Source organism: Bradyrhizobium sp. SZCCT0148, from assembly GCF_018129985.1.
In the GTDB taxonomy this organism is placed as follows: domain Bacteria; phylum Pseudomonadota; class Alphaproteobacteria; order Rhizobiales; family Xanthobacteraceae; genus Bradyrhizobium; species Bradyrhizobium japonicum_H.
In genome coordinates this window covers 1-25,914 of sequence record NZ_JAFCKT010000019.1, presented here as the reverse complement: position 1 = coordinate 25,914, position 25,914 = coordinate 1, and the positions used below count along the sequence as shown (strand labels likewise).

The window sequence follows — 25,914 nt, the reverse complement described above, 5'->3', positions numbered from 1 at the left end:
ATCCTACTCCGCTGCGCGGTGCGCGACGTCTTTCGCGGCCGGCACCGCGCCGTGATGAGTGTCGGCCTCGGCGTCCTCGCTGTGCACAATCAGCCGCTTGGCGAAGCGCCAAATCAGGGCGCCGAGATCGTCCATCACCATGAACATCGCGGGCACGAACACCAGCGACAGGATGGTCGAGAAGATCAGGCCGCCGATCACCGCGAGCGCCATCGGCGAGCGGAACTCGCCGCCAGCGCCGACCGCGAGAGCACTCGGCATCATGCCCGCGGCCATCGCGATGGTGGTCATCACGATCGGGCGTGCGCGCTTCATGCCGGCGTCGATCATGGCCTCGTCGCGCGGCTTGCCGGCGTGAATCGCCTCGATCGCAAACTCCACCAGCATGATCGCGTTCTTGGTGACGATGCCCATCAGCATCAGGATGCCGATCCACACCGGCGTGGTCAGCTGCTTGCCGGTGAGGAGCAGGGCCGCGATCGCGCCGCCGATCGAGAGCGGCAGCGAGAACAGGATGGTGATCGGCTGCAGGAAGGTGCCGAACAGCAGCACCAGCACGGCGTAGACCATCATCAGGCCTGCGGTGATCGCGGTGGCGAATCCGTCGGACAGCTCGTTGAGGCTTTCGGCGTCACCGGAGGGCGAGACCTTCACGCCCTTCGGCCGGCTCTTCATCACTGGCAGGTCGTAGATCTTCTTTGTGGCGTCGCCGAGCGCGGCGGAGCCGACGAGATCGGCTGCCACCGTCGCCTGCCGCTCGCGATCATAGCGGTTGATGCTGGTCGGACCCTGGTCGAGCTTGACGTCGGCGATGACCGAGAGCGGCACGCCGCCCTTCTCGCCGCGCTCGCCGAGCGGCACGCGCAACTGTTCCAGCGTCTTCAGATTGCCGCGCGCGGCGTCCTCGAGCTGCACGCGGATCGGCACCAGGCGGTCGCCGACGTCGAACTTGGCGAGCGCAGGCCCGACGTCGCCGATGGTGGCGACGCGGATGGTCTGCGACAGGCTTTCGGTCGAGACGCCGAGCCGCGCGGCGAGGTCGGCGCGCGGTTCGACGCGCAGTTCCGGACGCTCCAGCGTGGTTTCCGAGATCACGTTGGAGATGGTGGGAATGCGCTTCATCTGCGTCGCGAGCTCGCTCGCGAAATTGTTGACGATGTTGGCATCGACCCCGGTCACCACCAGCGAGATGGCGCGCAGGCCATTCTCGTCGAGGAACCAGAAGCGGATGTCCGGGATGTTCTCCAATTCCTGGCTGATCGAGAATTCGAGCTCGCGCTGGGTGATGTCGCGGGCATCCTTGGGCGTGTAATTGATGATCAGCGAGGCTCGGCGGACTTCCTGGGTGCCGGGCGGGACGCGCCCGCCGTCGACGAAGATGCTCTTCACCTCGGGCCGTTTGCGCAGGCGCGCGACGATGTCCTCGGTGACCTTTTCGGTGTAGGCGAGCTGAGTGCCCGGAGGCAGCTCAAGCGCCATCAGCGAGCGTGCGCTGTCCTGCGCCGGCAGGAACCCCTGCGGCAGCAGCGTGATGCTCCAGATCGAGGCCGCGAACACGCCGAAGCCGATCAGCACCGTGATGAAATAATGCTTCACCGACCAGGCCACGAGCCGGTGATAGGACCGCAATATGCGGCCGGGCGGCGGCTCCTCGTGCGTATGGTGTTTGAGGAAGTAGGCCGCCAGCACCGGCGTGACGAAGCGAGCGGCGAGCAGCGAGAAGAACACCTGCACTGAAACGGTGATGCCGAACTGCTTGAAGAACTGTCCGGCGATGCCCGACATGAAGCTTGCGGGTGCGAAGATCGCGATGATCGTCAGCGAGATCGCGATCACCGCGAGGCCGATCTCGTCGGCGGCTTCGAGGGCGGCGCGATAGGGCGATTTGCCCATGTTCATGTGCCGGACGATGTTCTCGATCTCGACGATGGCGTCGTCGACGAGAATACCTGTCGACAGCGTGATGGCGAGGAAGCTGACGAGGTTCAGCGAGAAGCCGAGCAGGTCCATTGCCCAGAACGCCGGGAAGATCGACAGGGGCAGCGAGATCGCGGCAATGATGGTCGCACGCAGGTCGCGCAGGAACAGCAGCACGATGATGACGGCGAGGATGGCGCCCTCGAACAGGGTCGAGATCGCCGCGTGGTAATTGCCGTTGGTATATTCGACCGAGGTGTCGATCACCTTGAGGTCGACGTCGGGATAGGCGGCCTTGAGCGCGTCGACGCGCTTCTGCACGGCCTCGGCCACCTTCACGTCGCTGGCGCCCTTGGAGCGCTTGATGCCGAGCGCGACGATGGGCTCGCCGTTGAAGCGGGCGAAGGTGCGGCGGTCGGCGATGGTGTCGGTGACGGTGCCGAGATCGTCGAGCCGGACCTCGCCGCCGCCGAACAGCGGGATCATGGTGCCGGCGAGGTCGCCCAGCGTCTTGGCGCCGGCGAGCGTGCGGATCGCCTGGTCGTTCTTGCCGATCTCGGCGCGGCCGCCGGCGACGTCGACATTGGTGCCGCGCAGGCTCTGGCTGACATTGACCGCCGTCAGGCCCATCGCCTGCAGGCGATCGGGATCGAGCGAGACCAGGATCTCGCGCTCGACACCGCCGATGCGCTCGACCTGGGCAACGCCGCGGACGCCTTGCAGGGCGCGCTTGACCACGTCGTCGACGAAATAGGAGAGCTGCTCCGGCGTCTTGCCGGGCGAAATCGCGGCGTAGGTCACGATCGGCAGGCCGATCACGTCGACGCGCTGGATCAGCGGCTCGGTGACGTTCTGCGGCAGGTTGGAGCGCACGCGCGTCACCGCGTCCTTGACGTCGTTAAGGGCGCGGTCGGTGTTGGTCTCCAGCGCGAACTGGATCGTGGTGACCGACACGCCGTCGGTGATCTGCGAGGTGATGTGCCGCACGCCCTCGACGCCGGAGACCGCGTCTTCGACCGTCTTGGTGACCTGCGATTCGAGTTCGGCGGGCGCCGCGCCGAACTGTGAGACCACGACCGAGATCACGGGGATGTCGGCCGACGGCAGCCGCGTCACGGCGAGCTTGGTGAAGGAGACCCAGCCGAGAACCAGTAGGATGATCGAGAAGACGACCGACGGCAGCGGATTACGAATCGACCATGCCGAGATATTGAGTGCCATCAGCGTACCCGCGTGCGATCGAGTTCATCGGCGAACATGGTTTTGATCTGGTCGCCGTCATGGAGCGAAGAGCCGGCATCGGCCACGACGATTTCGCCGACCTCGAGCCCTTCCAGGATTTCCGTGGCGCTGTCGGACGACAGTCCGACCCGCACCTTGCGCGTCTCGATCGTGTTGCCCTTGACGACCTGAATGGTGAGATGGTCGATTGCGGTCTTGGGGATCGAGACGCCGCAGCTTCGCTTGGCATCGATCGAGGCGCGGGCGAACACGCCGACCTTCAGCGAGGGATTGTTGGTGACGCTGATGCGGACGCGGCCGAGCTGCGTGACGCGGTCGATCTCGGGCGCAACCAGCCGGACCCGGCCGATCAGATCGGGCGCGTCGTCGCGGCTGATGCGCACGGTGGCGCCGGCGCTGAGCTTTGGCATGTGCACTGCCGGGACCTGGGCATCGAGCTCGATCTCGTTGTTGACGGCGATGCGGAACATCGGGCCGGCCTGCGGCGAAGCGGGAGCGCCGACGATGGTGCGGACTTCGGTGACGAGGCCCGGCGCGGGTGCCTTTAGCGAGACCGGACCTTGCGGGCCGGGTCGCTGCGGCTGGCCGGGGATCTGCGGCGGCGCGGTCAGGCGCGCCAGTTCCTGATTGTCGGTGACGACGGCGCCCTCGGTGACGAAGAGATCGGTGACCCTGGATCCCTCCTGGTCGGCGATGACCACGGCCTCGCGGCGCGGCACGAAGAAGCCGGTCACGCGCACGAGGTCGGAGAAGCAGGCGTTGGTCGACTTCGTCACGATGACGAGCGCCTCGGTCTGCGTCTCCTTCGGCTCGGGACGCTTGCGATGCTCGAACAGGTAATAGCCGACGCCGAGCGCGACGACGAACACCACGGTTCCGGCGGGCTTGAGATATTCGGAGAGGTTCATCGCCGGATCATCCTGGCCTGGCTCACGGCCGTCCGCGCGAGGCCCATGAAAAGCGTTTCCCTGAAACAAAGCGGCGTCCCGCAAGGCTGCGGGACGCGCTCTGGAAGCGAGACTTTACACCACATCACGACTTGTCACTTCAAAGGATTACGTCGTGTTCACTTCGATGCGGTGGTCTTGTTTTCCATGTTGACGACCTGCACGCGGCGGTTGGACTCGGCCATCGGCTGGCTCGGATCCTTCAGCTTGCTTTTGCCGTAGCCGACGGTGACGAGGTCGGTCGCGGAGATGCTGTATTTGTCGACAAGGTAGCGCTTGATCGCATCCGCGCGGCGTTCCGACAGATCCTGGTTGTAGGCTTCGCCGCCGGCGGCATCGGTATGACCGGCGACCACGAAGGTGGAGCCCTTCAGGTCGGGGCTGGTCAGCGCACGGCCGAGCGCCTGCACGGATGGCAGCGACTTGGCGCTGATATTGGACGAATTGTAGTCGAACGTGATCTCGAGATCGATGTTCGGCTTGTCCTTGGCGACTGAGGCAATCTCCTCGCGCTCGGTCGACGACAGCGAGCGCGTCGAGCGGCCGCGTACCGATTGGATCAGCTTGCTCTCGGCGGCGTTCGGCGCAGGCTCGGCCTGCGGAGTGATCGAGAGGCCGCGGGTCAGGGGCTTCTTCGGCGCCGGCGCCAACGCGCGGACAATGTCGTCCTCGGTGACGTTCTTGCTGTTGCCGTCGTCGCCGGCGAAGGCGGGCGAGGCCGGCAGCGCGGCGCCAAGAGTAACGCCAAGAGCGATGATCGACAGGATCGCGGTTATTCCCTTTGCAGCCGATTTCATAGCCAGTCCCTCCTGCGCAGCCAGCTCGCGCGGTCCAAAATTCCTGCGAAAAACTTCTGCAGGGAGCCCCCCGGGGAAGGCCGCCTGCGGCATCCGTTGGTTAGTCTTCCCAGGGCCACCAAGGGTTCGAGGCACCACCTGCCTCAATTCAAAAAAATACTAGCGCACTCCGTAGCTTGCGAATTCCTGAACGATGTTCGGATCCATCGCCTTGGCATTGGCGATATCGAGCGCGCCTTCCTGGGCGGAGCCGTTGCGCTGCTTGGCGAGGCCGCGTCCGTAGAGCGAGGAGGTCAGGCGCGGGTTGATCTTCAGCGCCGCATCGAAATCGGCGATGGCGTTCTTGACCGCGCCCGATTTGAGGTTGACGAGCCCGCGGCTGTCCAGCGCGTCGACGAAGTTCGGCCGCAGCCGCAACGCTTCGTTGCAATCCTTCAGCGCGCCCTGGAGGTCGCCCACGACGGTGCGGGTCCAGCAGCGGTTGTTCAGCGCCTCGACATCCTTGGTGTTGATCCTCAGCGTGTCGTCGAAATCCTTGATGGCGAGGCTGTAGGCGCCCTTGCTGGCATAGACCTGGCCGCGCCGGTACAGCGCGTTCACGTCGTCCGGATTGGCCGCGATCTTGGTAGTCAGGCTCTTGATCGTGGGATCGTCAGCCAGCGCAGCAGCGCTCGGGCCGCTGTCCATGCTCGGCGCCGGGGCAGTCTCGATCGGCAATACCGGTGGGGGCGGTGGCGGCAAGGCGGCTTCGACCTGCGGCTTCGGCGCGGGGGGCGGCGCCGGCGCAGGCGGTTGAGGCGGCGCGGGTGCCGCAGCGGTGTTGGCCGGCTTCGACGGCGGAGGCGGTGTCGGCGCGGCGGGCGGTGCCGGCGGCGGGTTGTTGGCGACGACCGGCGGCGGGGCGGGAGGCGCAGGCGGCGCGCCAGATGCCGGACGCGATCCGCCACTTCCTGGGCTGAAGGAGAAATCTTCGGCCAATGAAGAGGATATCCACGGCACCTGCTCGCCACGCGAAGCGCGGGTGACGCCCATCTTGGTCCGGTTGAGCGTCTCCTCGGCCATCAGGTCGGGGACCCGAATCTCCTTCAGGAGCTCCTGGACGAACAGGCTGTGCTCGCCGCCGGCATCGGAGACCACCGAGGCCAGCGCTGCCGAATACATCACCAGCGTGCCGTTCGGCGCGATCACCGGGGTCAGGCCGGCCGAGAAGCTGCGGAACCGGCGCTCGAACGGGTTGCGCCTGGAGGCGTCGATCAGCGCGATCTTGACGCCGGCGCCGCGGGTGTTGAGCTCGCCGAGGACGGTCTCGAGGCTGAAACCGTCACGACGCACGTCGGATTCGGTCCAGATCTGCGCATCGATCGGTAGCATGTAGCTCTGGCGCGCCGACTGAATGCCGAAGCCGCTGAAGAACACCAGCGCTACCGATCCCGGCTTGATCTTGCCGTAGAGCTTCTCGAAGGCGCGGCGCATGCCGTCGCCGGTCAGATTCTCGGCGAGGTCGACCGAAAAGCCATCGCGCTTGAGCTCGTCGGCGACGTCACGGGCATCGTTGATCGGTTCCTTCAGCGGGGCATCCGCGTCCGGATATTTGGCATTGCCGATGACCAGCGCGAAGCGATCACCGGCCGCGAGCGACGGGGCAGTCGGGACGAGCGAGACGAGCAAGGACAGAAGAAAGAAGAAGCGAATTTTCATAATCAGCGCGGTCCAGCCAAAAAGGCGCCGTTACCAGCTTGCGCCGCGGCGACCTTAACTTACGCTTCCTGCATTATCAAACCGGGGACGGATGGCGTCAACCGCTTGGAGATTCGGCGTAATCGCGACGATTGACCGCAACGCCCGGGCGTGCCGCAAGGGGAATAAACGGGATGTCATGTTTGCGCTCGACGTGGTCCGGCTCGATCTTACCGGCGGCACGTTAGGGCCACCATGACGATAAAAATGTGATTGGTCTCACATTGAGAGCATAACCTCGGTCGCGCCGCGAGGCGTTTGACCTTTGCAGCGGACAATGGCTTGGTGCGTAGGATGGGCCCGGAAGGGCCATTCAGAAAAGCAAAGCAAAAGCAAGAATCATGGGAAACGCCTACGAAATCTACGCGCTGCGTTACGCGACGATGTCGCCGCGCACCCCCAGCATGAACTTCCTCCAACCCGATCCGCATGACAGCGCGGCGCAGGACCTCGACTATTTCGTCTGGCTGATCCGAGGGCACGGCCGCGACGTCCTGGTCGACACCGGCTTCAATGCCGAGGAGGCGAGCGCACGGGCACGCAGGCTGACGCTCAATCCGGTCGACGCGCTGGAGCGTTTTGGCGTTACGGCCTCGAGCATTCGCGACGTCATCGTAACGCATCTGCATTACGATCATGCCGGCAATCTCGATCGCTTCCAGAATGCACGCTTCCACCTCCAGGAACGCGAGATGGCTTATGCGACGGGGCGCTGCATGTGCAATGGCCTGCTGCGACATCCGTTTTCGGTCGAGCACGTCACGCAGATGGTGCGCCACGTCTATGGCGAGCGCGTCACTTTCTACTCCGGCGACGGCGAGGTCGCGCCCGGCGTCACCGTGCACCGTGTTGGCGGTCACTCCGACGGCCTGCAGGTGGTCAGGGTCGAAACCGCGCGCGGGCCGGTGGTGCTGGCGTCCGATGCCGCGCATTACTACGCCAATCTGCAGCGCAAGAGCCCGTTCCCGATCGTCTACAATGTCGGGGACATGGCGGTCGGCTGGGAGACGATCGAGCGTCTCGCCGGCCATCCCGATCGCTTCATCCCCGGCCACGATCCGATCGTGACGGAAATCTATCCGCGCGCCAGCGACAAGGTCGATGCCTGGGCTCTGCACCTGCCGCCGTCGCGGTCGTTTGCGCAATAGCGTGGGGCCAGAGGCCCTTGCATGCGTTCTCGAATGCTTGCGAGCGGCATGCGCTCCGGAACTTTGCCGATACCTGGTCGTTCCCGGTGAGCGGGCGCAGTGTAGGCAAAAGCTATGAAATGGATGCTGGTGGTTCTCGTTGGCGGCGTCTCGCCCGTCAACACCGATCTCGTGTTCGATAAGTTCAGCGACTGTTTGGCCGCTGAGGAGCAGATGCGGCAACACTACGCCGATGCGTTCGATGCGTGGGACCGCATGGCTGCGGCGAGGATCGACCGGCGCAGGGATTACAAGAAAGCCCGCGATCTTGAGGCCAAACGGCTGCTGAGCAACGTGGGAACGTGTGTCCCTCATGGTGGCGGTGATCAACAGCCCGGCACTGCGCAGCAGCAGCCTCCTGCTCCATCGCCGCAGCAGCCTGCCGCGACACCGTCGCCACAGCCGACGCCGCGCACCTAGCGCCGGCGATGGTCTTCACATGGCGGCATGGTCGCTGCCGGGGCGCGTTGCCTGTTGACCGTTGCGGATCCGACGAGATCGATGTTGCAGGTTGCAGGAGGCTTCGCAGTCCATGTTTGTCCGGCAGGCTTCTTGATCTACGCTTCATTGGTGCGCGGCCTAATACGCCTGCTTGGCGTCCGCTTCCTTGCTGGTCTGAATCAAATCGAGGCTCTCCTCGATCTTGCCGAGCAGCGCCGAGAGCTGCTTGCGCTCCTGCGTGGAAAGGCAGGCGAGGATTTCGTCCTCCCGCCGCAGCAATTGCGGGAATAGCTCTTCGTAGAGCGCGCGGCCCTTCGTCGTCAGTTGCAGGCGGAATTCGCGGCGGTCGGCTTCGTTCTCGACCCGCTCGATCATGTCCTCGCCGAGCAGTGTCGTCACCGCACGGCTGATGGTGGATTTGTGGGTGCGGGTGCATTGCGCGATGTACTGCGCGCTGCAGGCATCGTTGCGGAACCCGAGCGTGGCGATCACGCGCCACGCTGGAATGTCGAGGCCATGCCGTTCCTGATATTCGACCGAGAGCGCGGAACTGACTTCCGCTGCGAGTCGATTAAGACGGAACGGCACGAACTTGAACAGGTCGAGCCGTGCCTTTGGCCGCGCGGAGGCCTCATCGGCCCCGCGTGCCTTCAGTGCGATGTCGCCAGATGTCCTCGCCAAGGAGCGCGCTCCGAATTCCAGTTGACGGCCGGCCGGCTCCGGTCCAAAATAGTTGCACGTGAGACTATCTAGCAGATCAGCCTTCCCCTGACCAGAGCTGAGGTTAGCGCATGGCGCAGGCCAATACGCATCAGGCCAAAATCCAATTCGGCTATCGCCGCCATTCCGATCAGGATCGTCCTGGTCAAGCTCCGGCCGAGCATCCGGTCGTAATTGTCGGCGCCGGCCCGGTCGGGCTGTCGCTCGCGATCGATCTGGCTCAGCGCGGCCAGCGGGTCGTCCTGTTGGATGACGCCGATCGCATCGGCGAGGGCTCCCGCGCGATCTGCTTCTCGAAGCGATCGCTGGAATATTGGGACCGGCTCGGCGTCGGCGACCGCATGGTCGCCAAGGGCGTGGTGTGGAGCGTCGGCCGGATCTTCCACGGCGAGTCGCTGCTCTACCAGTTCAACCTGCTGCCCGAGGACGGCCACAAGCGGCCCGCCTTCATTAATCTGCAGCAATACTATGCCGAGGCCTATCTGGTCGATCGCATCCAGGACCTGCCCGAAATCGACCTGCGCTGGCGCAACAAGGTGACGGCGCTGGAGCAACGCAACGATTCGGTCGCGTTGACGATCGAGACGCCGGAAGGCGCGTATCGGCTTCATGCGCAATATGTGATCGCCTGCGACGGCGCGCGCTCCTCGCTGCGACAGATGGTCGGCGCCGAATTCGCGGGGCAGGTGTTCGAGGACCAGTTCCTGATTGCCGACGTCAAGATGACGGCGGAATTCCCGACCGAGCGCTGGTTCTGGTTCGATCCGCCGTTTCATGCCGGCCGCTCGGCGCTGCTGCACCGGCAGCCGGACGATGTCTGGCGCATTGACCTCCAGCTCAATCGCTATGCCGATCCGGCTCTCGAGAAGAAGCCGGAAAACGTGCGGCCGCGGATTGCACGTATGCTCGGCCACGACAAATTCGAGTTCGAGTGGATCTCGCTCTACAAATTCCAGTGCCGGCGGATGGACCGTTTCATCCATGGCCGCGTGATTTTCGCCGGCGATTCCGCGCATCAGGTCTCGCCGTTCGGTGCGCGTGGTGCGAACTCGGGGCTTGAGGACGCGGAAAATCTGTCGTGGAAGCTCGACCGTGTGCTGCGCGGAACTTCGCCCGCGAGCCTGCTCGAGAGCTATCATGCCGAGCGCAGCCTCGCGGCCGACGAGAACATCCGCGAGTCCACCCGCTCGACCGACTTCATGGCGTCGAACTCGCACCAGGAAGCGCGGCTGCGCAAGGCCGTGCTGTCGCTCGCCAAGGAGACCGAGTTCGGCAAGCGCATGGTCAATGGCGGGCGGCTGTCGGTGCCGTGCAGCTACGAATCGCCGCTGTCGTCGCCGGATGCAGATGCGTGGAGCGGCGGACCACCGCCCGGCTGCTCCATGCTCGATGCGCCAATTGCAGAGCGGGCTTATCTGACGGACGCGTTCTGCAAGGACGGAACGGACTTTACCCTGCTGTCGTTCAGCAATGGCACGGCGATCGACGTGCCGGATGGCGTCAGGAATATCCGCATCGGCGGCGAGGGCGGACTTGCGGATCCCTCGGGCCTTGTCGCAAAGCGCTACGACGCCGCCCCTGGTGCTGCCTATCTGCTCAGGCCCGATGGCTATGTCGCCGCCCGTTTCCGCCATCCGACGCGTGCCGCGATCGCGGCGGCATTGTCGCAGGCCCAAGGTCTGAATTGAGGATTCGCATGCCGCTTTCGACAAGCTCCAACTTCGCGCGGCCGGACGACGCCTTTCGCGCCATCGTCGAGGCGCATCGCGGCTTCACCGAGGAACAGAGCGCCGATTTCGATGCGGCGCTGGTGCTGATCCTCGCCAACCATATCGGCGATATCGACGTGCTGCGCGAGGCGATCGGGCTCGCCAAGCGTCGCATGATCGACGGCCAGCAGCAGCAGCAACAACAATAACCCAGAACACTCAAAGGACGAATTGATGGCGAAGAACTTCGCATCGACCGGCGATCTCGCCGAAAAGAAGATCACATTCTCGGAGATCGGCACCGACCTCTACGCCTTCACCGCCGAGGGCGATCCGAACACCGCCGTCATCGTTGGCGACGACGGCTGCCTGGTGTTCGACGCGCAGGCAACGCCCGCGATGGCCAACAAGGTGATCGAGCGCGTGCGCACCGTCACCGACAAGCCGATCAAATATGTCGTGCTGTCGCACTATCACGCCGTGCGCGTGCTCGGGGCCTCCGCCTATCACGCGCAGGGCATCGTCGCCTCGCAGGAGACCTATCGCCTGATCGAGGAGCGCGGCCAGCAGGACTGGGATTCCGAATACGGCCGCTTCCCGCGCCTCTTCCAGGACGCCCAGAGCATTCCCGGCCTGACCTGGCCGACGCTGACCTTCGAAGGCGAAATGTCGATCTATCTCGGCAAGCGCGAGGTGCGCTTGATGCAGCTCGGGGCCGGCCACACCTCCGGTGACATCGTCGCCTGGGTTCCAGACGCGGAGGTGATGTTCTCCGGCGATCTCATCGAATATCACTCGGCCTGCTATTGCGGCGATGCGCATCTGCGCGAATGGCCGATGACGTTGAACGAGATCCGCAACTTCAATCCCAAGGCGATCGCGCCGGGGCGGGGCGATGCGCTCAAGGGCACGGCCACCGTGCGCGAGGCCATCGCGATGACGCGCGACTTCGTCACCTCGCTCTATGGCGCCGCCGAAATGTCGGTCGCCAAAGGGCGCACGCTGAAGGAGTCGATGGCCGCGACCCGCGAGGTGATGGATCCGAAATTCCATAGCTTCGCCATCTACGAGCACTGCCTTCCGTTCAACGTATCGCGCGCCTATGACGAAGCGTCGGGCATCGACGACCCCGTGATCTGGACCGACAAGCGCGACCAGGAGATGTGGGCCGCCCTGCAAGGAGGAGGATAGACATGAACATCAACACCTCGCCCGACCAGATCATCCGCAGCTCGGCGCAAGTGACGCCGGGCTACATGTCCGGCTTCGGCAACTCTTTCGAGACCGAGGCGCTGCCCGGCGCGCTGCCGATCGGGCGCAACTCGCCGCAGCGCTGCGCCTATGGGCTCTATGCCGAGCAATTGTCGGGTTCGCCCTTCACCGCGCCGCGCGGCAGCAATGAGCGCTCCTGGCTCTACCGCATCCGCCCCTCGGTGAAGCACTCCGGCCGGTTCGAGAAGGCCGATGCCGGCCTGTGGCGTTCGGCGCCGTGCCATGAATACGATTCGCCCATCGCGCAGATGCGCTGGGATCCGACGCCGCTGCCGAAGGAGGATGTCACCTTCGTCCAGGGTGTGCAGACCATGACGACGGCTGGCGATGTGAACACGCAAGCCGGCATGGCCGCGCATGTCTATCTCATCACGAAGTCGATGGTGAACGAGCATTTCTACAATGCCGACGGCGAGCTGATGTTCGTGCTGCAGCAGGGAAATCTGCGCCTCGTCACCGAGTTCGGCCGCATCGACGCCGAGCCCGGCGAGATCGTGGTGATCCCGCGCGGCGTCAAGTTCCGCGTCGAGATTCCGAACGGGCCGGCGCGCGGCTACCTCTGCGAGAATTACGGCGGCGCCTTCACCCTGCCGGAGCGCGGGCCGATCGGCGCCAATTGCCTCGCCAATGCGCGCGACTTCCTCACCCCCGTCGCGCATTACGAGGACAAGGATACGCCGACCGAGCTCTACGTGAAATGGGGCGGCGCGCTGTTCAAGACCAATTTGCCGCATTCGCCGATCGACGTCGTCGCGTGGCACGGCAATTACGCGCCCTACAAATACGATCTGCGCACTTTCTCTCCCGTAGGCGCGATCGGCTTCGATCATCCCGATCCCTCGATCTTCACGGTGCTGACCTCGCCGTCGGAGACGGCGGGCACCGCGAATATCGACTTCGTCATTTTCCCCGAGCGCTGGATGGTCGCCGACAACACCTTCCGTCCGCCCTGGTATCACATGAACATCATGAGCGAGTTCATGGGCCTGATCTACGGCGTCTACGACGCCAAGCCGCAGGGCTTCGTTCCCGGTGGCATGAGCCTGCACAATTGCATGCTGCCGCACGGCCCCGACCGTGACGCCTTCGAGCACGCCAGCAATGGCGAATTGAAACCGGTGAAGCTGACGGGGACCATGGCCTTCATGTTCGAGACCCGCTACCCGCAGCGCGTCACCGCGCATGCGGCGAATGCCTCGACGCTGCAGGATGATTACGCGGACTGCTGGAAGGGCCTGGAAAAGCGGTTCGATCCGAACCGGCCGTAGTTCGTTGCTTCGTCATTCCGGGATGCGCCGAAGGCGCAGGCCCGGAATCCATAACCACGCTCGTGCGTATGGATTCCGGGCTCGCGCTCCGCGCGCCCCGGAATGACGTCGGAAAAGCCGTCAAGAAACATCCGGCAGGAAACCCATGCCCCATCCCAACGACCCCAGCCTTCGCTCCTTCATCGACGTCGATCCTTCTTCCGACTTCCCGATCCAGAACCTGCCCTACGGCGTGTTCTCCACCGCGGCGAATCCGACGCCGCGGGTCGGCGTCGCGATCGGCGACTACGTGCTTGATCTCTGGGAGCTCGAGCAGGATTGCCGGCTTGAGGTCGGGCCGCTCGGAATATTCTCGGGGGCTTCGCTCAATCTCTTCATGGCACTTGGACCGAAATTCTGGACCAGGACGCGCGCGCGGATCAGCGAGCTGCTGCGCCACGATCATGCGGAGCTGCGCGACAACGAGGAGCTGCGCAGCCGCGCGCTGGTGCCGATGCGCGACGCAAGGCTGCATCTGCCGTTCACGGTCTCCGGCTATACCGATTTCTATTCCTCCAAGGAGCACGCCACCAATGTCGGCGTGATGTTCCGCGGCAAGGACAACGCGCTGCAGCCGAACTGGCTTCACATGCCGATCGCCTATAACGGCCGCGCCTCGACCGTCGTCGTGTCGGGCACCAAGGTGAAGCGCCCGCGCGGGCAGCTGAAGCCGCCGAATGTGGACGCGCCGAGCTTTGGCCCGTGCAAGCGGCTCGATTTCGAATTGGAGATGGGCGTCGTGATCGGCCAGCCCTCGCCGATGGGCGGCATGTTGAGCGAGCAACAGGCCGAGGAGATGATCTTCGGCTTCGTGCTGCTCAACGATTGGAGCGCGCGCGACATCCAGCAATGGGAATATGTGCCGCTCGGCCCGTTCCTGGCCAAGGCGTTCGCGACCTCGATCAGTCCCTGGGTGGTGACGCGCGAGGCGCTGGAGCCGTTCCGCCTGAAGGGGCCGGAGCAGGAGCCGGTGCCGCTCGATTATCTCAAGCAGAGCAAGCCGCAGAACTACGATGTCGCGCTCGACGTCTCCTTGCGTGCGGCAAGCGCCAACGCGCCCGCCGGCATCAGCCGCACCAATTTCAAGTACATGTACTGGTCCTCGGTGCAGCAGCTGATGCACCACGCCTCCTCCGGCTGCGCCATGAATGTCGGCGATCTCCTCGGCAGCGGCACCATCTCCGGCCCGGAGAAGAACCAGCGCGGCAGCCTGTTGGAGATCAGCTGGAACGGCACCGAGCCGGTCGAACTGCCCGGCGGCATCAAGCGCTCGTTCCTGGAGGACGGCGACAGCCTCGTGATGCGCGGTTGGTGCCAGGGCGACGGCTACCGCGTCGGTTTTGGGGAGGTGGAGGGGACGATTCTGCCGGCGGAATGATTGCTGGGGGTGTGACGCGGCGCCCTATCCACGTTCCCCGTCATTGCGAGCGGAGCGAAGCAATCCAGAATCGTTAAGCGGAGGCAGTCTGGATTGCTTCGTCGAAGGGCTCCTCGCAATGACGTGGCGAGGCTCATCGCCTCTCCGGCGGCACGTCCTTGATCCGCGCGCAATGGGCCGCGACATCCTCCACGCTGTACTTCAGGTGCACCCGCTTGTCCGATGGCGCGTGCTTTGTCGTGCACACGCCTGGCCGCCATTCCTGCGTCGGTCGGATCGGGCGCGGGGCAAAGCCCCCGCCGCAGTTCGGGCAGACGTTGAACAGTTTCGTCTCCACGCAGTCCGCGCAGAACGTGCATTCATAGGAGCAGATCCGCGCATCCGTTGCCCCAGGCGGCAGGTCGCGGTCGCAATATTCGCAATTCGGTCGAAGCTGGAGCGCCATGGCTGAACCTCCGGATTGGCCGGGATCATCGCAGATCCTGCGCCAAGCGCGAATGACTTAGTTCCCTCGATTTCAGCCGGCCTTGATCTCCCGCAGCGGCAATCGCGAGCTTTCCTTCAGCCGGTCGAGCACGATCGAGGAGCGCACATGCGCCACGCTCTGGTGCGGCATCAAGACGTCGTTGACGAGGTCGGAGAGGCCCTTGAGATCGCGCAGCACTGCCTTCAACACGTAGTCGGCGTCACCGGTGAGCGAATAAGCCTCCTGGATCTCGTCGATACGGCCAACCAGCGCGCGGAACCGCTTCGAATTGTCCGGCGAGTGCGTCGCGAGCGTCACCTGGATGAAAGCGATCACGCCTAAGCCGAGCGCCTCGCTGGAGAGGTCGGCATGATAGCCCGCGATGACCTTCTCCTCCTCCAGCCGCATCCGCCGGCGCGAGCATTGCGAGGCCGACAATCCCGCGAGGTCGGCAAGCTCCTGGTTGGTGAGGCGACCGTCATCCTGGAGCGCACGGAGGATCTTGAGGTCGAAGGCGTCAACAGAGATCATGCGTCGTTTGCCCATCTGATGCACGGATCGTGCATACGCTAGCCGAATGCCATCCCGTTTGCACGGTCATTGCAGGCCCCATGAAGGATAATTCCTCCCAGCAGCAATCTGGGAGAGCCGCCAATGGGACCGTTTCCGCACGATGCACCGCCGGCCACCATCAGCGCCGACAATCCGATGGGCACTGACGGGTTCGAGTTCGTGGAATATGCCCACCCCAACCCGGCAGAGCTGCACGCGCTGTTCGAGCTGATGGGCTACGCGCCCGTCGCGCGCCACAAGACGAAGAAGATCACGGTCTACCGCCAGGGCGACATCAACTATCTCGTCAACGAGCAGCCCGGCACCCACGGTTACGAGTTCGTCGCCGCGCACGGGCCTTGCGCGCCCTCGATGGCGTTCCGCGTCGTCGATGCGAAGGCGGCCTATGACCGGGCGATTTCGCTCGGCGCCGAGCCTGCCGATGTGCCATCGACGCAGAAGACGCTCGACGTGCCCGCGATCAAGGGCATCGGCGGCAGCCTGCTCTATCTCGTCGACCGCTACGGTACCAAGGGCTCTGCCTATGACGACGAGTTCGAATGGCTCGGCGCGCAGGATCCGCGGCCTGCCGGCGCTGGCCTGTTCTATCTCGACCATCTCACCCACAACGTCCATCGCGGCCGTATGGATGTCTGGACCGGCTTCTACGAGAGGATCTTCAACTTCCGTCAGATCCGCTTCTTCGACATCGAGGGCCGCGCCTCCGGCCTGTTCTCGCGCGCGCTGACCAGCCCCGACGGCAAGATCCGGATTCCGATCAACGAGGACGCCGGCGATTCCGGCCAGATCGAAGAATATCTGAAGACCTATCGCGGCGAAGGCATCCAGCACATCGCCTGCGGCTGCCGCGACATCTACCGCACCATCGAGGGTCTGCGCGATGCCGGCCTGCCCTTCATGCCGGCGCCGCCCGCGACTTATTTCGAGAAGGTCGACACACGGCTGCCCAGGCATGGCGAGGACATCGCACGCCTGCAGAAGAACGGCATCCTGATCGACGGCGAAGGCGTGGTGGAAGGCGGCCAGACCAAGGTGCTGCTGCAAATCTTCTCGGCCAACGCGATCGGCCCGATCTTCTTCGAGTTCATCCAGCGCAAGGGCGACGACGGGTTCGGCGAGGGCAACTTCAAGGCGTTGTTCGAATCCATCGAGGAGGATCAGATCCGGCGCGGCGTGCTGAAGGTGGACACGGCCGCGTAGGGGACGCGTCGGACGCGAGCGGTTTCCACATTGTCGGTGTCGTCCCCGCCTGGTGCGAAATCGCGCACGGGGGCGGGGATCCATAGCCACAGGATTGTGCGGCAGCGCGAACTGACAACCACGAGTCCTCGCCAAACCACTCCCTGTGGTTATGGATCCCCGGCCCACGCTCCGCGCGCCTGACAGCGGAGATTATTTCCCTGCCTTCCAAGCCTTCGTCACTGCGTCGATCTCCGCGCCTTCCGGTTCGCGCACCGCCGACGGTGTCCGCGAGAAGCGCGGCGCCGGCGCGGGCTGTTTCACGCCGTGTCGCTCGATGAACACGTTGCGCGCGACCATGTGCGGATGCTGGGTGGCCTCCGACATGGTCAGCACCGGTGCGAAGCAGATGTCGGTGCCTTCCATGATCTTGCACCAGTCCTCGCGCGTCTTGCTCTTGAACACCGCCTTCAGCTTCTCCTTCAGCGCCGGCCAGGCTTTGGGATTCATCTGCGCGTCGAAATCGGCGTCCGTCAGGCCCGCATGCTCGCGCAGCAGCGCGTAGAACTGCGGTTCGATCGAGCCGATCGAGACGAAGTGGCCGCAGGCGCATTCATAGACACCGTAGAAATGCGCGCCGCCGTCGAGGAAGTTCTGGTTGCGTCCTTCGGTCCAGCGTCCCAGCGTCGTCATATCGAAGAAGAATGACATCAGCGATGCCGCGCCGTCGCACATCGCGGCATCGACCACCTGGCCTTTGCCGGAGCGCGAGGCCTCCAGCAGCGCGGCGAGCACGCCGACGACGAGATAGAGCGCGCCGCCGCCGAAATCACCGACGAGGTTGAGCGGCGGCACCGGCGCTTCCTTAGGTCCGATTGCGGCGAGCGCACCGGTGATGGAGATGTAATTGATGTCGTGGCCGGCGGCGTTGGCGAGCGGGCCTTCCTGGCCCCAGCCGGTCATGCGGCCGTAGACCAGTTTGGGGTTGCGCGCGAGCACGACGTCCGGCCCGAGACCGAGCCGCTCCATCACGCCGGGGCGGAAGCCTTCGACCAGCGCATCGGCGCTGGCGAGCAGATCCAGCACCTGCGCGATCGCCGCCTTGTCCTTGAGGTCGAGCTCGATCACCTTGCGGCCGCGCCCCGCCACCGACTTCATGCTCTTCTTCGCACCCACGCGGTCGAGCGTGACGACGTCGGCGCCCATGTCGGCCAGCATCATGCAGGCGAAGGGGCCGGGGCCGATGCCGGCGAATTCAACGATGCGGAAGCCCGAGAGTGGGCCGGAGGCGCGGACGGATGCGGCGGGGGCTGAATTATCGAGCACGATGTTATTTCCTCGGGTCGCTGGGCCGATGCCGCTGGTTTGGCAATCGCCGCTGACGTTCTTCTTTGGAGCGAGTTAATCGTCTGATTAACTTTTCTCGCCTTCATGCCAGCGAGGCAAGCGGTTTTCATGCCGCACGGCCAAAATAAAACGGCGCGCACCGAAGTGCGCGCCGCGCAAAATTTGCGTTGAGACGCTAGCGCGTGAGCGTCAGCGGGCAGCCGCGACCGCGCGCTGCGCCATCACCTTGACGAGGTTGGCGCGGTACTCCGCCGTGCCGTGGATGTCGGCCAGCAATCCGCTCGCTGAAATGCTGACGCCGTCGATCGCCGACGGCGACCAGTTCGCCTTCAGTGCGGCTTCGATCGCGGGTACCCGCATCACGCCGCTCTGTGAGGCACCGGTGGCGGCCACCCGAACCTCGCCCGACTTGGTTTGCGCGACGAACACGCCGGTCAGCGCAAAGCGCGAGGCCGGATGCCGCATCTTCTCGTAGCCCGCTTTCGCCGGCACCGGGAACGACACGGCGGTGATGATCTCGCCGTCTTCGAGCGCGGTGGTGAACAGGCCCTGGAAGAAGTCCTCGGCGGAGATCGACCGCTTGTTCGTCTTCACGGTGGCACCGAGAGCGAGCAGCGCGGCGGGGAAATCCGCCGCAGGGTCGTTGTTGGCGATCGAGCCGCCGATCGTGCCGCGATAGCGCACCGCGGGATCGCCAAGCACCGAGGTGAGATGGGCGATCGCAGGAATCGCCTTCTTCACATCGGCGTTCGTCATGATGTCGTAATAGATCGTGCCGGCCTTGATGGTCAGCGTGTCGCCGGACAATTCGATGCCCTGCAGCTCCTTGATCTTGCCGAGGTCGATGACATCGGATGGGCTGGCGAGGCGCTGCTTCATCACGGGTAGCAGCGTCTGGCCACCGGCCAGAAACTTCGCCTCGCTGCTCTTGCCGAACAAGCTCACGGCTTCGTCGACGGAGGAAGCACGATGATAGGTGGTCTGATACATCTTGGTTGCTCCCTCTCAAGCCGCGTGGATCGTGCGCCACACCCGGTCAGGGGTTGCGGGCATTTCCAGATTGTTCTTGCCGATCGCATCCGTGATCGCGTTGATCACGGCCGCAGAGGCGCCGATTGCGCCGGCCTCACCGCAACCCTTGATGCCGAGGGGATTGCCCGGGCACAGCGTCGTGGTGTGGGAGAGATTGAAGGAGGGCACGTCGTCGGCGCGCGGCATGGCGTAGTCCATGAACGAGGCCGTGACCGGCTGGCCATTGGCATCGTAGATCGCATGCTCGAGCAGCGCCTGTCCGATGCCTTGAACGAGGCCGCCATGGACCTGGCCCTCGACGATCATCGGGTTGATCAGCCGGCCGAAATCGTCGGCCGCGACGAAGTTGACGAAGGAGGTCTTGCCGGTGCCGGGATCGACCTCGAGCTCGCAGATATAGGTGCCGGCGGGGAAGGTGAAGTTGGTCGGATCGTAGAAGGCGCTTTCCTTCAGACCAGGCTCCATTCCGTCAGGCAGATTGTGCGCGGTATAAGCCGCGAGTGCGACCATCGGCAGCGCAATCGCCTTGTCGGTGCCTGTCACCTTGAACTCGCCGTTCTCGATGACGATGTCGGCCTCGGAAGCTTCCAGCGCATGCGCTGCAATCTTCTTGGCCTTGGCTTCCATCTTCTCCATCGCCTTCAGGATCGCGGTGAGGCCAACGGCCGCCGAGCGCGAGCCGTAGGTGCCCATGCCGAACTGCACCTTGTCGGTGTCGCCATGGACGATCGAGACCTGGCTGATGGGAACGCCGAGGCGCTCCGCGACGAGCTGGCAGAACGTGGTCTCATGACCCTGCCCGTGGCTGTGCGAGCCCGTGAGGATCTCGATGGTACCGACCGGGTTGACGCGCACCTCGGCCGATTCCCACAGGCCGACGCCGGCGCCCAGGCTGCCGACCGCCTTCGACGGGGCGATGCCGCAGGCCTCGATGTAGCAGGACACGCCGATGCCCCGCAGCTTGCCTTGCGACTTGGCTTGCGCTTTGCGGGCGGGGAAGCCGGCATAGTCGATCGCCTTCATGGCCGCATCGAGAGATGCGTTAAAGTCGCCGGTGTCATAAGCCATGATGACGGGCGTCTGGTGCGGGAACTGGGTGATGAAGTTGCTCCGCCGCAGTTGGGCCGGATCGACCTTGAGCTGCCGCGCCGCCGTTTCCATCAGCCGCTCGATCAGGTAGCTCGCCTCGGGGCGGCCCGCGCCGCGATAGGCGTCGACCGGCGTGGTGTTGGTATAGACGCCGACCACCTCGGCATGGATCGCCGGGATGTTGTACTGACCCGACAGCAGCGTCGCGTAGAGATAGGTCGGCACCGACGAAGAGAACAGCGACATGTAGGCGCCGAAATTGGCGTAGGTCTTCACCTTGAGGCCCAGGATCTTATTCTGGGCGTCGAACGCCATCTCGGCATGGGTCACATGGTCGCGGCCATGCGCATCGGTGAGGAATGCCTCGGTGCGGTCGCCGGTCCATTTCACGGGACGGCCGACCTTCTTGGAGGCCCACAGCGCCACCATCTCCTCGGGATAGATGAAGATCTTGGAGCCGAAGCCGCCACCGACGTCGGGGGCAATCACGCGCAGCTTGTGCTCGGGCGCGATGTTGTAGAAGGCCGACAGCACGAGGCGGGCGACGTGCGGGTTCTGCGAGGTCGTGTAGAGCGTGAAATGCTCCTCCGCCGCGTCGTAATCTGCGATCGCCGCGCGCGGCTCCATCGCGTTGGGGGCGAGACGGTTGTTGGTGACGTCGAGCTTCACCACATTGGCGGCCTTGGCGAAGGCGGCATCGGTTGCGCCTTCGTCACCGATCACCCAGTCATAGACCTGGTTGCCGGGGGCCTCGGGATGAAGCTGCGGCGCGCCTGATTTGATCGCGGCGTGGATGTCGGCGACCGCGGGAAGTTCCTCGTAATTGACGACGACGGCTTCCGCCGCATCGCGCGCCAGATTCTTGGTCTCGGCGATCACGACCGCGACGGCCTGACCGACGAAGCGCACCGTCTCCGGCGCCATTGCCGGCCAAGCGCCCATCTTCATCGGGCTGCCGTCCTTGGAGGTGATGGCCCAGCCGCAAATGAGGTTGCCGACCTTGTCGTCGACGATCTGCTGGCCCGTGAGCACGGCGACCACGCCCGGCATGTTCAGCGCGGCGGAGGAATCGATCCCCTTCACCTTGGCATGCGCATGCGGGCTACGGATGAAATGGGCATGCGTCATGCCCAGCAGCTTGATGTCGTCGACGTAGCGGCCCTTGCCGGTAATGAAACGCTTGTCTTCCTTGCGCACGACGCTTGCGCCGATGCCTTCAACACCCATGTCTGGTCCTCCCGACCGGAAATTTCTTTGACCGCGCTTTCCCTCGAAAGCTGCAGCCGTGGTTCTTTTCGAGGCGCGCCGCTTTACTCAGCCGCCTGCGAGACCTTCATGCGCCCGGCTGCATCCAGCACGGCTTTGACGATGTTGTGGTAGCCGGTGCAGCGGCAGATGTTGCCTTCGAGCTCGGTGCGGACGGTGGCTTCGTCGAGCTGGCCGCCGTGACGGTGCACGATGTCGATTGCCGACATGATCATGCCCGGCGTGCAATAGCCGCATTGCAAGCCGTGATTGTCGCGGAAAGCGGCCTGCATCGGATGCAGCTCGTCGCCCTTGGCGATGCCTTCGATGGTGGTGATGCTGGCGCCGTCGGCCTGGCCCGCCAGCATGGTGCAGGATTTCACCGCGCGGCCGTCCATGTGCACGACGCAGGCGCCGCACTGGCTGGTGTCGCAGCCGACATGGGTCCCGGTGAGGTTGAGGTGATCGCGCAGCAGCTGGACCAGCAGCGTGCGGTCCTCGACGTCGACGGCAACGGCTTTGCCATTCACCGTCAGTTTGACTGTAGACACCTGAAGTCCTCCCCGGATTGATTTTGATTACTTCTAATTAGAGACAGCGGCCCGGAACTTTGCAACTAGGATTTTGGTCGCCGTTGTCATTGAAAAGTCATCGATCTCACGGGCGCGCTGATTTCGAGGTGCGAAGGGAGCGGAAGCTGAGCGGCCGGGCGGGATGGCCTGGGATGCCACCCGCATGCCCCTGATCTCCGGCGATCGGCCCTTGGCCGACAAAGCCCGGGATCGTGCCGGCGGCCAAATTTACCGCCCTTTATCGATTATGCCCTAATTTTGCGCATCCGGGTCGTGGGGGCAGAGCGCCGCCGGATCACGGCTGAAATGTAAAGAGGGGTTGGGAATGTCCGGGCGTACCGCGTCGCCGTCAAGGCGCACAATATTTCCCACTCTGAAGTTCCGCGCCAAGATCATCCTGGGTTTTGCGGTCGTGCTGGCGATCTCCGCCGGCAGCATGGCATTCTCGTATTTCGGCTTCGAGCGGGTCTCGGCCGAGGTCGGCTCGTACCGCAGCAGCGTGTCGGAGGCCGATCTCGCCCGCAACATCGACCGCGAGCTGCTGGGCTACCGTTCGGCCGCCAAATATTTCGTCGTGACCGGCAAGGAAGACGATGCCAAGGCGGCGCTCGATGCCGAGGCCAGCCTGAAAGATGCCATCGACCAGGCCGTCAAGAGTGCCAAGACCCCGGCGCGAAAGGCAGGTCTCGACAAGCTCGCGAAGGAGTTCGCGAATTTCTCCGCGACCTTCGGCAAGGTCCTCCAGGCCAAGCGTGACAGCACGTTGCTGGTGCAGAACCAGCTGCAGCGCCAGGCCAATCTCCTCAAGTACAAGCTCGACGACGTCGGCAACAACGCTTCCGATTCCGAGGCGCAGTCGATCGAGTTCGGCACCAAGCAGGTCAACGCCCAATTCCAGACCGCGAGCGCTGCAGCCACGAATTTCGTGCTGACGTCCGATCAGGCGATCGCAACCAGCGCGCTGGCGCGGCTCAAATTCGTCGAGAATTCCCTTGGCGCGGTCTATTCCATGGATGAGAAGATCGTCGCCGGCCTGAAGGACGCCAAGGCCATCCTCACCGCCTATCGTGAGGCGCTGGAGAAGTTGATCGCCAACGCCAAGCTGGTCGACCAGCTCGTCGCCGAGATGAACGCTTCCGCCGGTGCGATCCTGCAAGGAGCAGCCGCCATGAAGGCGGACCTCGTCGCCGAACAGCAACGGCTGGACACGGAGTCGGAAGCGACGATCGGGAAGACCGAGCAACTGGTTCTGATCCTCGCCATCGGCGGCACCTTGCTTGGTGCGGTTCTCGCCTTCCTGCTCGGCACCGGCATCTCGCGTCCGATGATCGCGATGTGCAAGGCGATGCGCGAGCTGGCCTCGGGCAATTTCGACGTGGTGCTGCCGGGTCTCGGCCGCAAGGACGAGATCGGCGAGATGGCCGGCGCGGTCGAGGAGTTCAAGGTCCAGGCCGTGGCAAAGGCCGAGCGCGATGCCGCCGCCAGCGAAGCCCAGAACAGGGAAGCGAGCGCTGCCCGCCGCGCCGAGCTGATCCGCTTTGCCGATGATTTCGAAAGCGCGGTCGGCGCGATCGTGTCCAACGTTTCAGCTTCGGCCGTGCAGCTGGAATCGGCGGCCTCTACGCTGACCCGCACTGCGGAGACCACACAGAGCCTGTCGAGCCAGGTCGCGGGCGTGTCCGAGCAGGCCTCCTCCAACATGCAGTCGGTCGCCACCGCGACGGAAGAGCTGTCCGCGTCCGTCGAGGAGATCGGCCGTCAGGTCCGCGACTCCAGCCGGATCGCGGAAGCTGCCGTGGTGCAGGCCAGGGAAACCGACGGCCGCATCGGCAAGCTCTCGCATGCCGCCCAGCAGATCGGTGAGGTCGTCAAGCTGATCACCGCGATTGCCGAGCAGACCAATCTTCTCGCGCTCAACGCCACCATCGAGGCGGCCCGCGCCGGTGAAGCCGGCCGCGGCTTCGCGGTGGTCGCCAGCGAGGTGAAGTCGCTGGCGAGCCAGACCGCGAAGGCGACGGACGAGATCTCCTCGCACATCACGGGCATGCAGGGCGCCACGGCCGAATCGGTTGCCGCGATCAAGGAGATCGGCGCGACCATCGGCCAGATCTCGTCGATCTCGACCTCGATCGCGAGCGCAGTCGAGCAGCAGGGCGCCGCGACGCAGGAAATCGCCCGCAGCGTCCAGACCGTGGCACAGGGCACCCAGACCGCAGCCACCGATATCGGCCAGGTCAACCGCGGCGCTGCCGAAACCGGCTCGGCCTCGGAGGAAGTGCTGCACTCGGCCAAGACGCTGTCGTCCGAAAGCACCCGCCTGCGTGCCGAGCTCGATCGGTTCATGGGAAATATCCGGGCGGCGTAAGTTGCTCGGGCTTGGCTGCGAGCCAGACCCTCCGCCGCCTTCACACTCCACCGTCGTCCAGGATCAGCGCTCCGCTCCCGGTAACGCTACGCGTTGCCAGGAGCTTCGCTTGTCCGGCACAGCGGGCGCCGGCACTCAAGTCAAACCGACATTTGCAACGGCGCGAGAAAGCGCACCTTAACAATTTCCAGCGTCACCTAACCGCGAGTTGCGGCGTCACATATTTACTACAGCTTATCCTTTGCCAATTACCGTGCAGGCGAGTCGGGAAGCGGGCTGCTTCCGGGCTGCGCCTGGTTTTCCGCGAATGGAATGGGGTGGGGGAAATGTCGGTCAAGTCCAAGTCGACGTCGAAATCGAACCAATCGAAGCTGCCAACCTTGCGCTTTCGCGCAAAAATCATCCTCGGCTTCGTGGCGGTGCTAGCCATCCTTGCCGTCAGCATGGCCTTCGCCTATTTCGGCTTCGAGCGGATCCAGGCCGCCGTGGCTTCCTACCGCGCCAGCGTGTCGGAAGCCGACCTCGCGCGGACGGTGGATCGCGAGTTGGTCGCATATCAGGGACTGGCTCGGGCCTATACCCTGACGGGGGCGGCAGATGACGAGACCGCAGCCAAGGCCGCCGAAAACAATCTGAAGAGCGCGATCGCCAAGTCGATGTCGGCTACGACCGGCGCCGCCCGTCGTGAGCAGGTCGGCAAGCTCGAGGCGGAGTTCCAGCTCTTCACGAAGGTGTTCGGGGAGATCATCGTCCTGACGCGCGAGAACAACAAGATCGCGGCCGATGAGCTCAACAGCGTCGGCAACAAGATCCGCTTCAAGTTCGACGATCTCGCCGACACTGCCGCGCTGGGCGGGCTGGCATCGGTGCAGACCACGGCCAAGGACATCACCTCGCAATATCTGGCCGTTTCCACCTCGGTCGGTGCTTTCGTGGCCAAGCCCGAGCCGAAGACCGCCGACGGCGTGATCGCTCGCATCAAATTCCTGGAGACCTTGCTGGTCTCGATCTATGCCAACGACCAGAAGATCACCGACCGCGTCACCGAAATCGGCGCTCTGCTGAAGCAGTACCGCAGCTCGTTCGCCAAGCTGACCGAAAACGTCAAGATCATCGCCAAGTCCAATGGTGAGATGACCAAGACGGCGGCGACCATTCTCAAGCTCTCGGCCGAGCTGCGTTCGGACCTGACCGCCGACCAGCAGCGCATCGAGGCGAGCGCCAACGCGACCATTGGAGACACCGAGCAGCTGATGTTGATATTGGCGCTCGGCGGCCTTGCCATCGGGGCCGTGCTGGCGTTGTGGCTCGGCAACGGCATCTCGCGTCCGATGATCGCGATGTGCAAGGCGATGCGCGAGCTGGCCTCGGGCAATTTCGACGTGGTGCTGC

The 25,914-nt window shown here is 64.4% G+C and carries 20 protein-coding genes and 1 pseudogene; 10 read left to right on the top strand and 11 right to left on the bottom strand.

The window, feature by feature from the left end; translation table 11 throughout:
* Positions 1–3: 3 nt before the first annotated feature.
* The 4 genes from JQ580_RS30880 to JQ580_RS30865 form a co-directional block, all read right to left on the bottom strand.
* A complete protein-coding gene (locus tag JQ580_RS30880) occupies positions 4–3,138 on the bottom strand; it encodes an efflux RND transporter permease subunit (RefSeq protein ID WP_212284680.1) in 3,135 nt (1,044 codons plus the stop codon).
* Entirely contained in the window at positions 3,138–4,067 is a 930-nt protein-coding gene (locus JQ580_RS30875) for an RND family efflux transporter (RefSeq protein WP_212284678.1), read from the bottom strand. Before JQ580_RS30875 ends, JQ580_RS30880 begins: the two co-directional genes overlap by 1 nt.
* A 158-nt stretch (positions 4,068–4,225) precedes the next feature.
* Positions 4,226–4,903: an OmpA family protein gene (locus JQ580_RS30870; RefSeq protein WP_212284676.1), complete on the bottom strand. Its 678-nt coding sequence runs from the start codon at positions 4,901–4,903 to the stop codon at positions 4,226–4,228.
* A gap of 159 nt (positions 4,904–5,062) precedes the next feature.
* On the bottom strand, positions 5,063–6,601 hold the full coding sequence (locus tag JQ580_RS30865; RefSeq protein ID WP_212284674.1) for a caspase family protein: 1,539 nt from the start codon (positions 6,599–6,601) through the stop codon (positions 5,063–5,065).
* A gap of 380 nt (positions 6,602–6,981) precedes the next feature.
* On the opposite strand from JQ580_RS30865, the gene JQ580_RS30860 reads away from it, so the two are divergent.
* Both JQ580_RS30860 and JQ580_RS30855 read left to right on the top strand, forming a co-directional pair.
* The gene (locus JQ580_RS30860; RefSeq protein WP_212284672.1) at positions 6,982–7,788 is read left to right on the top strand and encodes an N-acyl homoserine lactonase family protein; all 807 of its coding nucleotides are present in this window, start codon (positions 6,982–6,984) and stop codon (positions 7,786–7,788) included.
* A 114-nt stretch (positions 7,789–7,902) separates the two neighbouring features.
* Positions 7,903–8,247 carry a hypothetical protein gene (locus tag JQ580_RS30855; RefSeq protein ID WP_212284670.1) on the top strand — a complete coding sequence of 115 codons (345 nt, stop codon included), beginning with the start codon at positions 7,903–7,905 and terminating at the stop codon, positions 8,245–8,247.
* Positions 8,248–8,406: 159 nt separating this feature from the next.
* Here the strand turns inward: JQ580_RS30855 and JQ580_RS30850 are convergent, their stop codons facing one another.
* On the bottom strand, positions 8,407–8,949 hold the full coding sequence (locus JQ580_RS30850) for a MarR family winged helix-turn-helix transcriptional regulator (RefSeq protein ID WP_212284668.1): 543 nt from the start codon (positions 8,947–8,949) through the stop codon (positions 8,407–8,409).
* Positions 8,950–9,059: 110 nt separating this feature from the next.
* On the opposite strand from JQ580_RS30850, the gene JQ580_RS30845 reads away from it, so the two are divergent.
* The 5 genes from JQ580_RS30845 to fahA all read left to right on the top strand — a co-directional run bounded on the left by JQ580_RS30845 (position 9,060) and on the right by fahA (position 14,654).
* Positions 9,060–10,676 carry an FAD-dependent oxidoreductase gene (locus JQ580_RS30845; RefSeq protein ID WP_212284666.1) on the top strand — a complete coding sequence of 539 codons (1,617 nt, stop codon included), beginning with the start codon at positions 9,060–9,062 and terminating at the stop codon, positions 10,674–10,676.
* Positions 10,677–10,684: 8 nt separating this feature from the next.
* A complete protein-coding gene (locus JQ580_RS30840; protein WP_212284664.1) occupies positions 10,685–10,906 on the top strand; it encodes a DUF2783 domain-containing protein in 222 nt (73 codons plus the stop codon).
* A gap of 25 nt (positions 10,907–10,931) precedes the next feature.
* Entirely contained in the window at positions 10,932–11,888 is a 957-nt protein-coding gene (locus JQ580_RS30835) for an MBL fold metallo-hydrolase (protein WP_212284662.1), read from the top strand.
* A 2-nt stretch (positions 11,889–11,890) separates the two neighbouring features.
* A complete protein-coding gene (hmgA, locus tag JQ580_RS30830; RefSeq protein WP_212284660.1) occupies positions 11,891–13,237 on the top strand; it encodes a homogentisate 1,2-dioxygenase in 1,347 nt (448 codons plus the stop codon).
* A gap of 145 nt (positions 13,238–13,382) precedes the next feature.
* A complete protein-coding gene (gene fahA, locus JQ580_RS30825; protein WP_212284658.1) occupies positions 13,383–14,654 on the top strand; it encodes a fumarylacetoacetase in 1,272 nt (423 codons plus the stop codon).
* Positions 14,655–14,787: 133 nt separating this feature from the next.
* Here the strand turns inward: fahA and JQ580_RS30820 are convergent, their stop codons facing one another.
* Positions 14,788–15,099, bottom strand: coding sequence for a DUF1272 domain-containing protein (locus JQ580_RS30820; RefSeq protein WP_212284656.1), 312 nt, complete (start codon positions 15,097–15,099; stop codon positions 14,788–14,790).
* A gap of 72 nt (positions 15,100–15,171) precedes the next feature.
* Entirely contained in the window at positions 15,172–15,651 is a 480-nt protein-coding gene (locus JQ580_RS30815) for an Lrp/AsnC family transcriptional regulator (RefSeq protein WP_212284654.1), read from the bottom strand.
* Positions 15,652–15,774: 123 nt separating this feature from the next.
* Between JQ580_RS30815 and hppD the strand changes: the two genes are divergently transcribed.
* Entirely contained in the window at positions 15,775–16,893 is a 1,119-nt protein-coding gene (gene hppD, locus JQ580_RS30810) for a 4-hydroxyphenylpyruvate dioxygenase (protein ID WP_212284652.1), read from the top strand.
* Positions 16,894–17,085: 192 nt separating this feature from the next.
* Here hppD and JQ580_RS30805 read toward each other — a convergent pair whose 3' ends face one another.
* From JQ580_RS30805 to JQ580_RS30790, 4 genes are all read right to left on the bottom strand, one after another.
* Complete coding sequence (locus JQ580_RS30805) at positions 17,086–18,198, bottom strand: CaiB/BaiF CoA transferase family protein (protein ID WP_212284650.1); 1,113 nt, start codon at positions 18,196–18,198, stop codon at positions 17,086–17,088.
* 210 nt (positions 18,199–18,408) lie between these two features.
* The gene (locus JQ580_RS30800; protein ID WP_212284648.1) at positions 18,409–19,209 is read right to left on the bottom strand and encodes an FAD binding domain-containing protein; all 801 of its coding nucleotides are present in this window, start codon (positions 19,207–19,209) and stop codon (positions 18,409–18,411) included.
* A gap of 15 nt (positions 19,210–19,224) precedes the next feature.
* Positions 19,225–21,567: a xanthine dehydrogenase family protein molybdopterin-binding subunit gene (locus JQ580_RS30795; RefSeq protein ID WP_212284646.1), complete on the bottom strand. Its 2,343-nt coding sequence runs from the start codon at positions 21,565–21,567 to the stop codon at positions 19,225–19,227.
* An 83-nt stretch (positions 21,568–21,650) separates the two neighbouring features.
* Positions 21,651–22,136, bottom strand: coding sequence for a (2Fe-2S)-binding protein (locus tag JQ580_RS30790; protein ID WP_018321562.1), 486 nt, complete (start codon positions 22,134–22,136; stop codon positions 21,651–21,653).
* 346 nt (positions 22,137–22,482) lie between these two features.
* Here JQ580_RS30790 and JQ580_RS30785 point away from each other — a divergent pair, with 346 nt between their 5' ends.
* Both JQ580_RS30785 and JQ580_RS30780 read left to right on the top strand, forming a co-directional pair.
* Positions 22,483–24,522, top strand: a complete 2,040-nt coding sequence (locus tag JQ580_RS30785; RefSeq protein ID WP_212284644.1) for a methyl-accepting chemotaxis protein — start codon at positions 22,483–22,485, stop codon at positions 24,520–24,522.
* Between the two features lie 326 nt (positions 24,523–24,848).
* A pseudogene (locus JQ580_RS30780) lies at positions 24,849–25,914 on the top strand (methyl-accepting chemotaxis protein); the annotation flags it as partial.

Excerpts from the sequence above, each read along its gene's own strand:
- fahA (WP_212284658.1), top strand. The coding sequence starts at position 13,383 with ATGCCCCATCCCAACGACCCCAGCCTTCGCTCCTTCATCGACGTCGAT.
- JQ580_RS30845 (WP_212284666.1), top strand. The coding sequence starts at position 9,060 with ATGGCGCAGGCCAATACGCATCAGGCCAAAATCCAATTCGGCTATCGC.
- hmgA (WP_212284660.1), top strand. The coding sequence starts at position 11,891 with ATGAACATCAACACCTCGCCCGACCAGATCATCCGCAGCTCGGCGCAA.
- JQ580_RS30800 (WP_212284648.1), bottom strand. The coding sequence starts at position 19,209 with ATGTATCAGACCACCTATCATCGTGCTTCCTCCGTCGACGAAGCCGTG.
- JQ580_RS30835 (WP_212284662.1), top strand. The coding sequence starts at position 10,932 with ATGGCGAAGAACTTCGCATCGACCGGCGATCTCGCCGAAAAGAAGATC.
- JQ580_RS30855 (WP_212284670.1), top strand. The coding sequence starts at position 7,903 with ATGAAATGGATGCTGGTGGTTCTCGTTGGCGGCGTCTCGCCCGTCAAC.
- hppD (WP_212284652.1), top strand. The coding sequence starts at position 15,775 with ATGGGACCGTTTCCGCACGATGCACCGCCGGCCACCATCAGCGCCGAC.
- JQ580_RS30860 (WP_212284672.1), top strand. The coding sequence starts at position 6,982 with ATGGGAAACGCCTACGAAATCTACGCGCTGCGTTACGCGACGATGTCG.
- JQ580_RS30815 (WP_212284654.1), bottom strand. The coding sequence starts at position 15,651 with ATGATCTCTGTTGACGCCTTCGACCTCAAGATCCTCCGTGCGCTCCAG.
- JQ580_RS30795 (WP_212284646.1), bottom strand. The coding sequence starts at position 21,567 with ATGGGTGTTGAAGGCATCGGCGCAAGCGTCGTGCGCAAGGAAGACAAG.
- JQ580_RS30820 (WP_212284656.1), bottom strand. The coding sequence starts at position 15,099 with ATGGCGCTCCAGCTTCGACCGAATTGCGAATATTGCGACCGCGACCTG.
- JQ580_RS30870 (WP_212284676.1), bottom strand. The coding sequence starts at position 4,903 with ATGAAATCGGCTGCAAAGGGAATAACCGCGATCCTGTCGATCATCGCT.
- JQ580_RS30840 (WP_212284664.1), top strand. The coding sequence starts at position 10,685 with ATGCCGCTTTCGACAAGCTCCAACTTCGCGCGGCCGGACGACGCCTTT.
- JQ580_RS30865 (WP_212284674.1), bottom strand. The coding sequence starts at position 6,601 with ATGAAAATTCGCTTCTTCTTTCTTCTGTCCTTGCTCGTCTCGCTCGTC.
- JQ580_RS30785 (WP_212284644.1), top strand. The coding sequence starts at position 22,483 with ATGTCCGGGCGTACCGCGTCGCCGTCAAGGCGCACAATATTTCCCACT.
- JQ580_RS30880 (WP_212284680.1), bottom strand. The coding sequence starts at position 3,138 with ATGGCACTCAATATCTCGGCATGGTCGATTCGTAATCCGCTGCCGTCG.
- JQ580_RS30875 (WP_212284678.1), bottom strand. The coding sequence starts at position 4,067 with ATGAACCTCTCCGAATATCTCAAGCCCGCCGGAACCGTGGTGTTCGTC.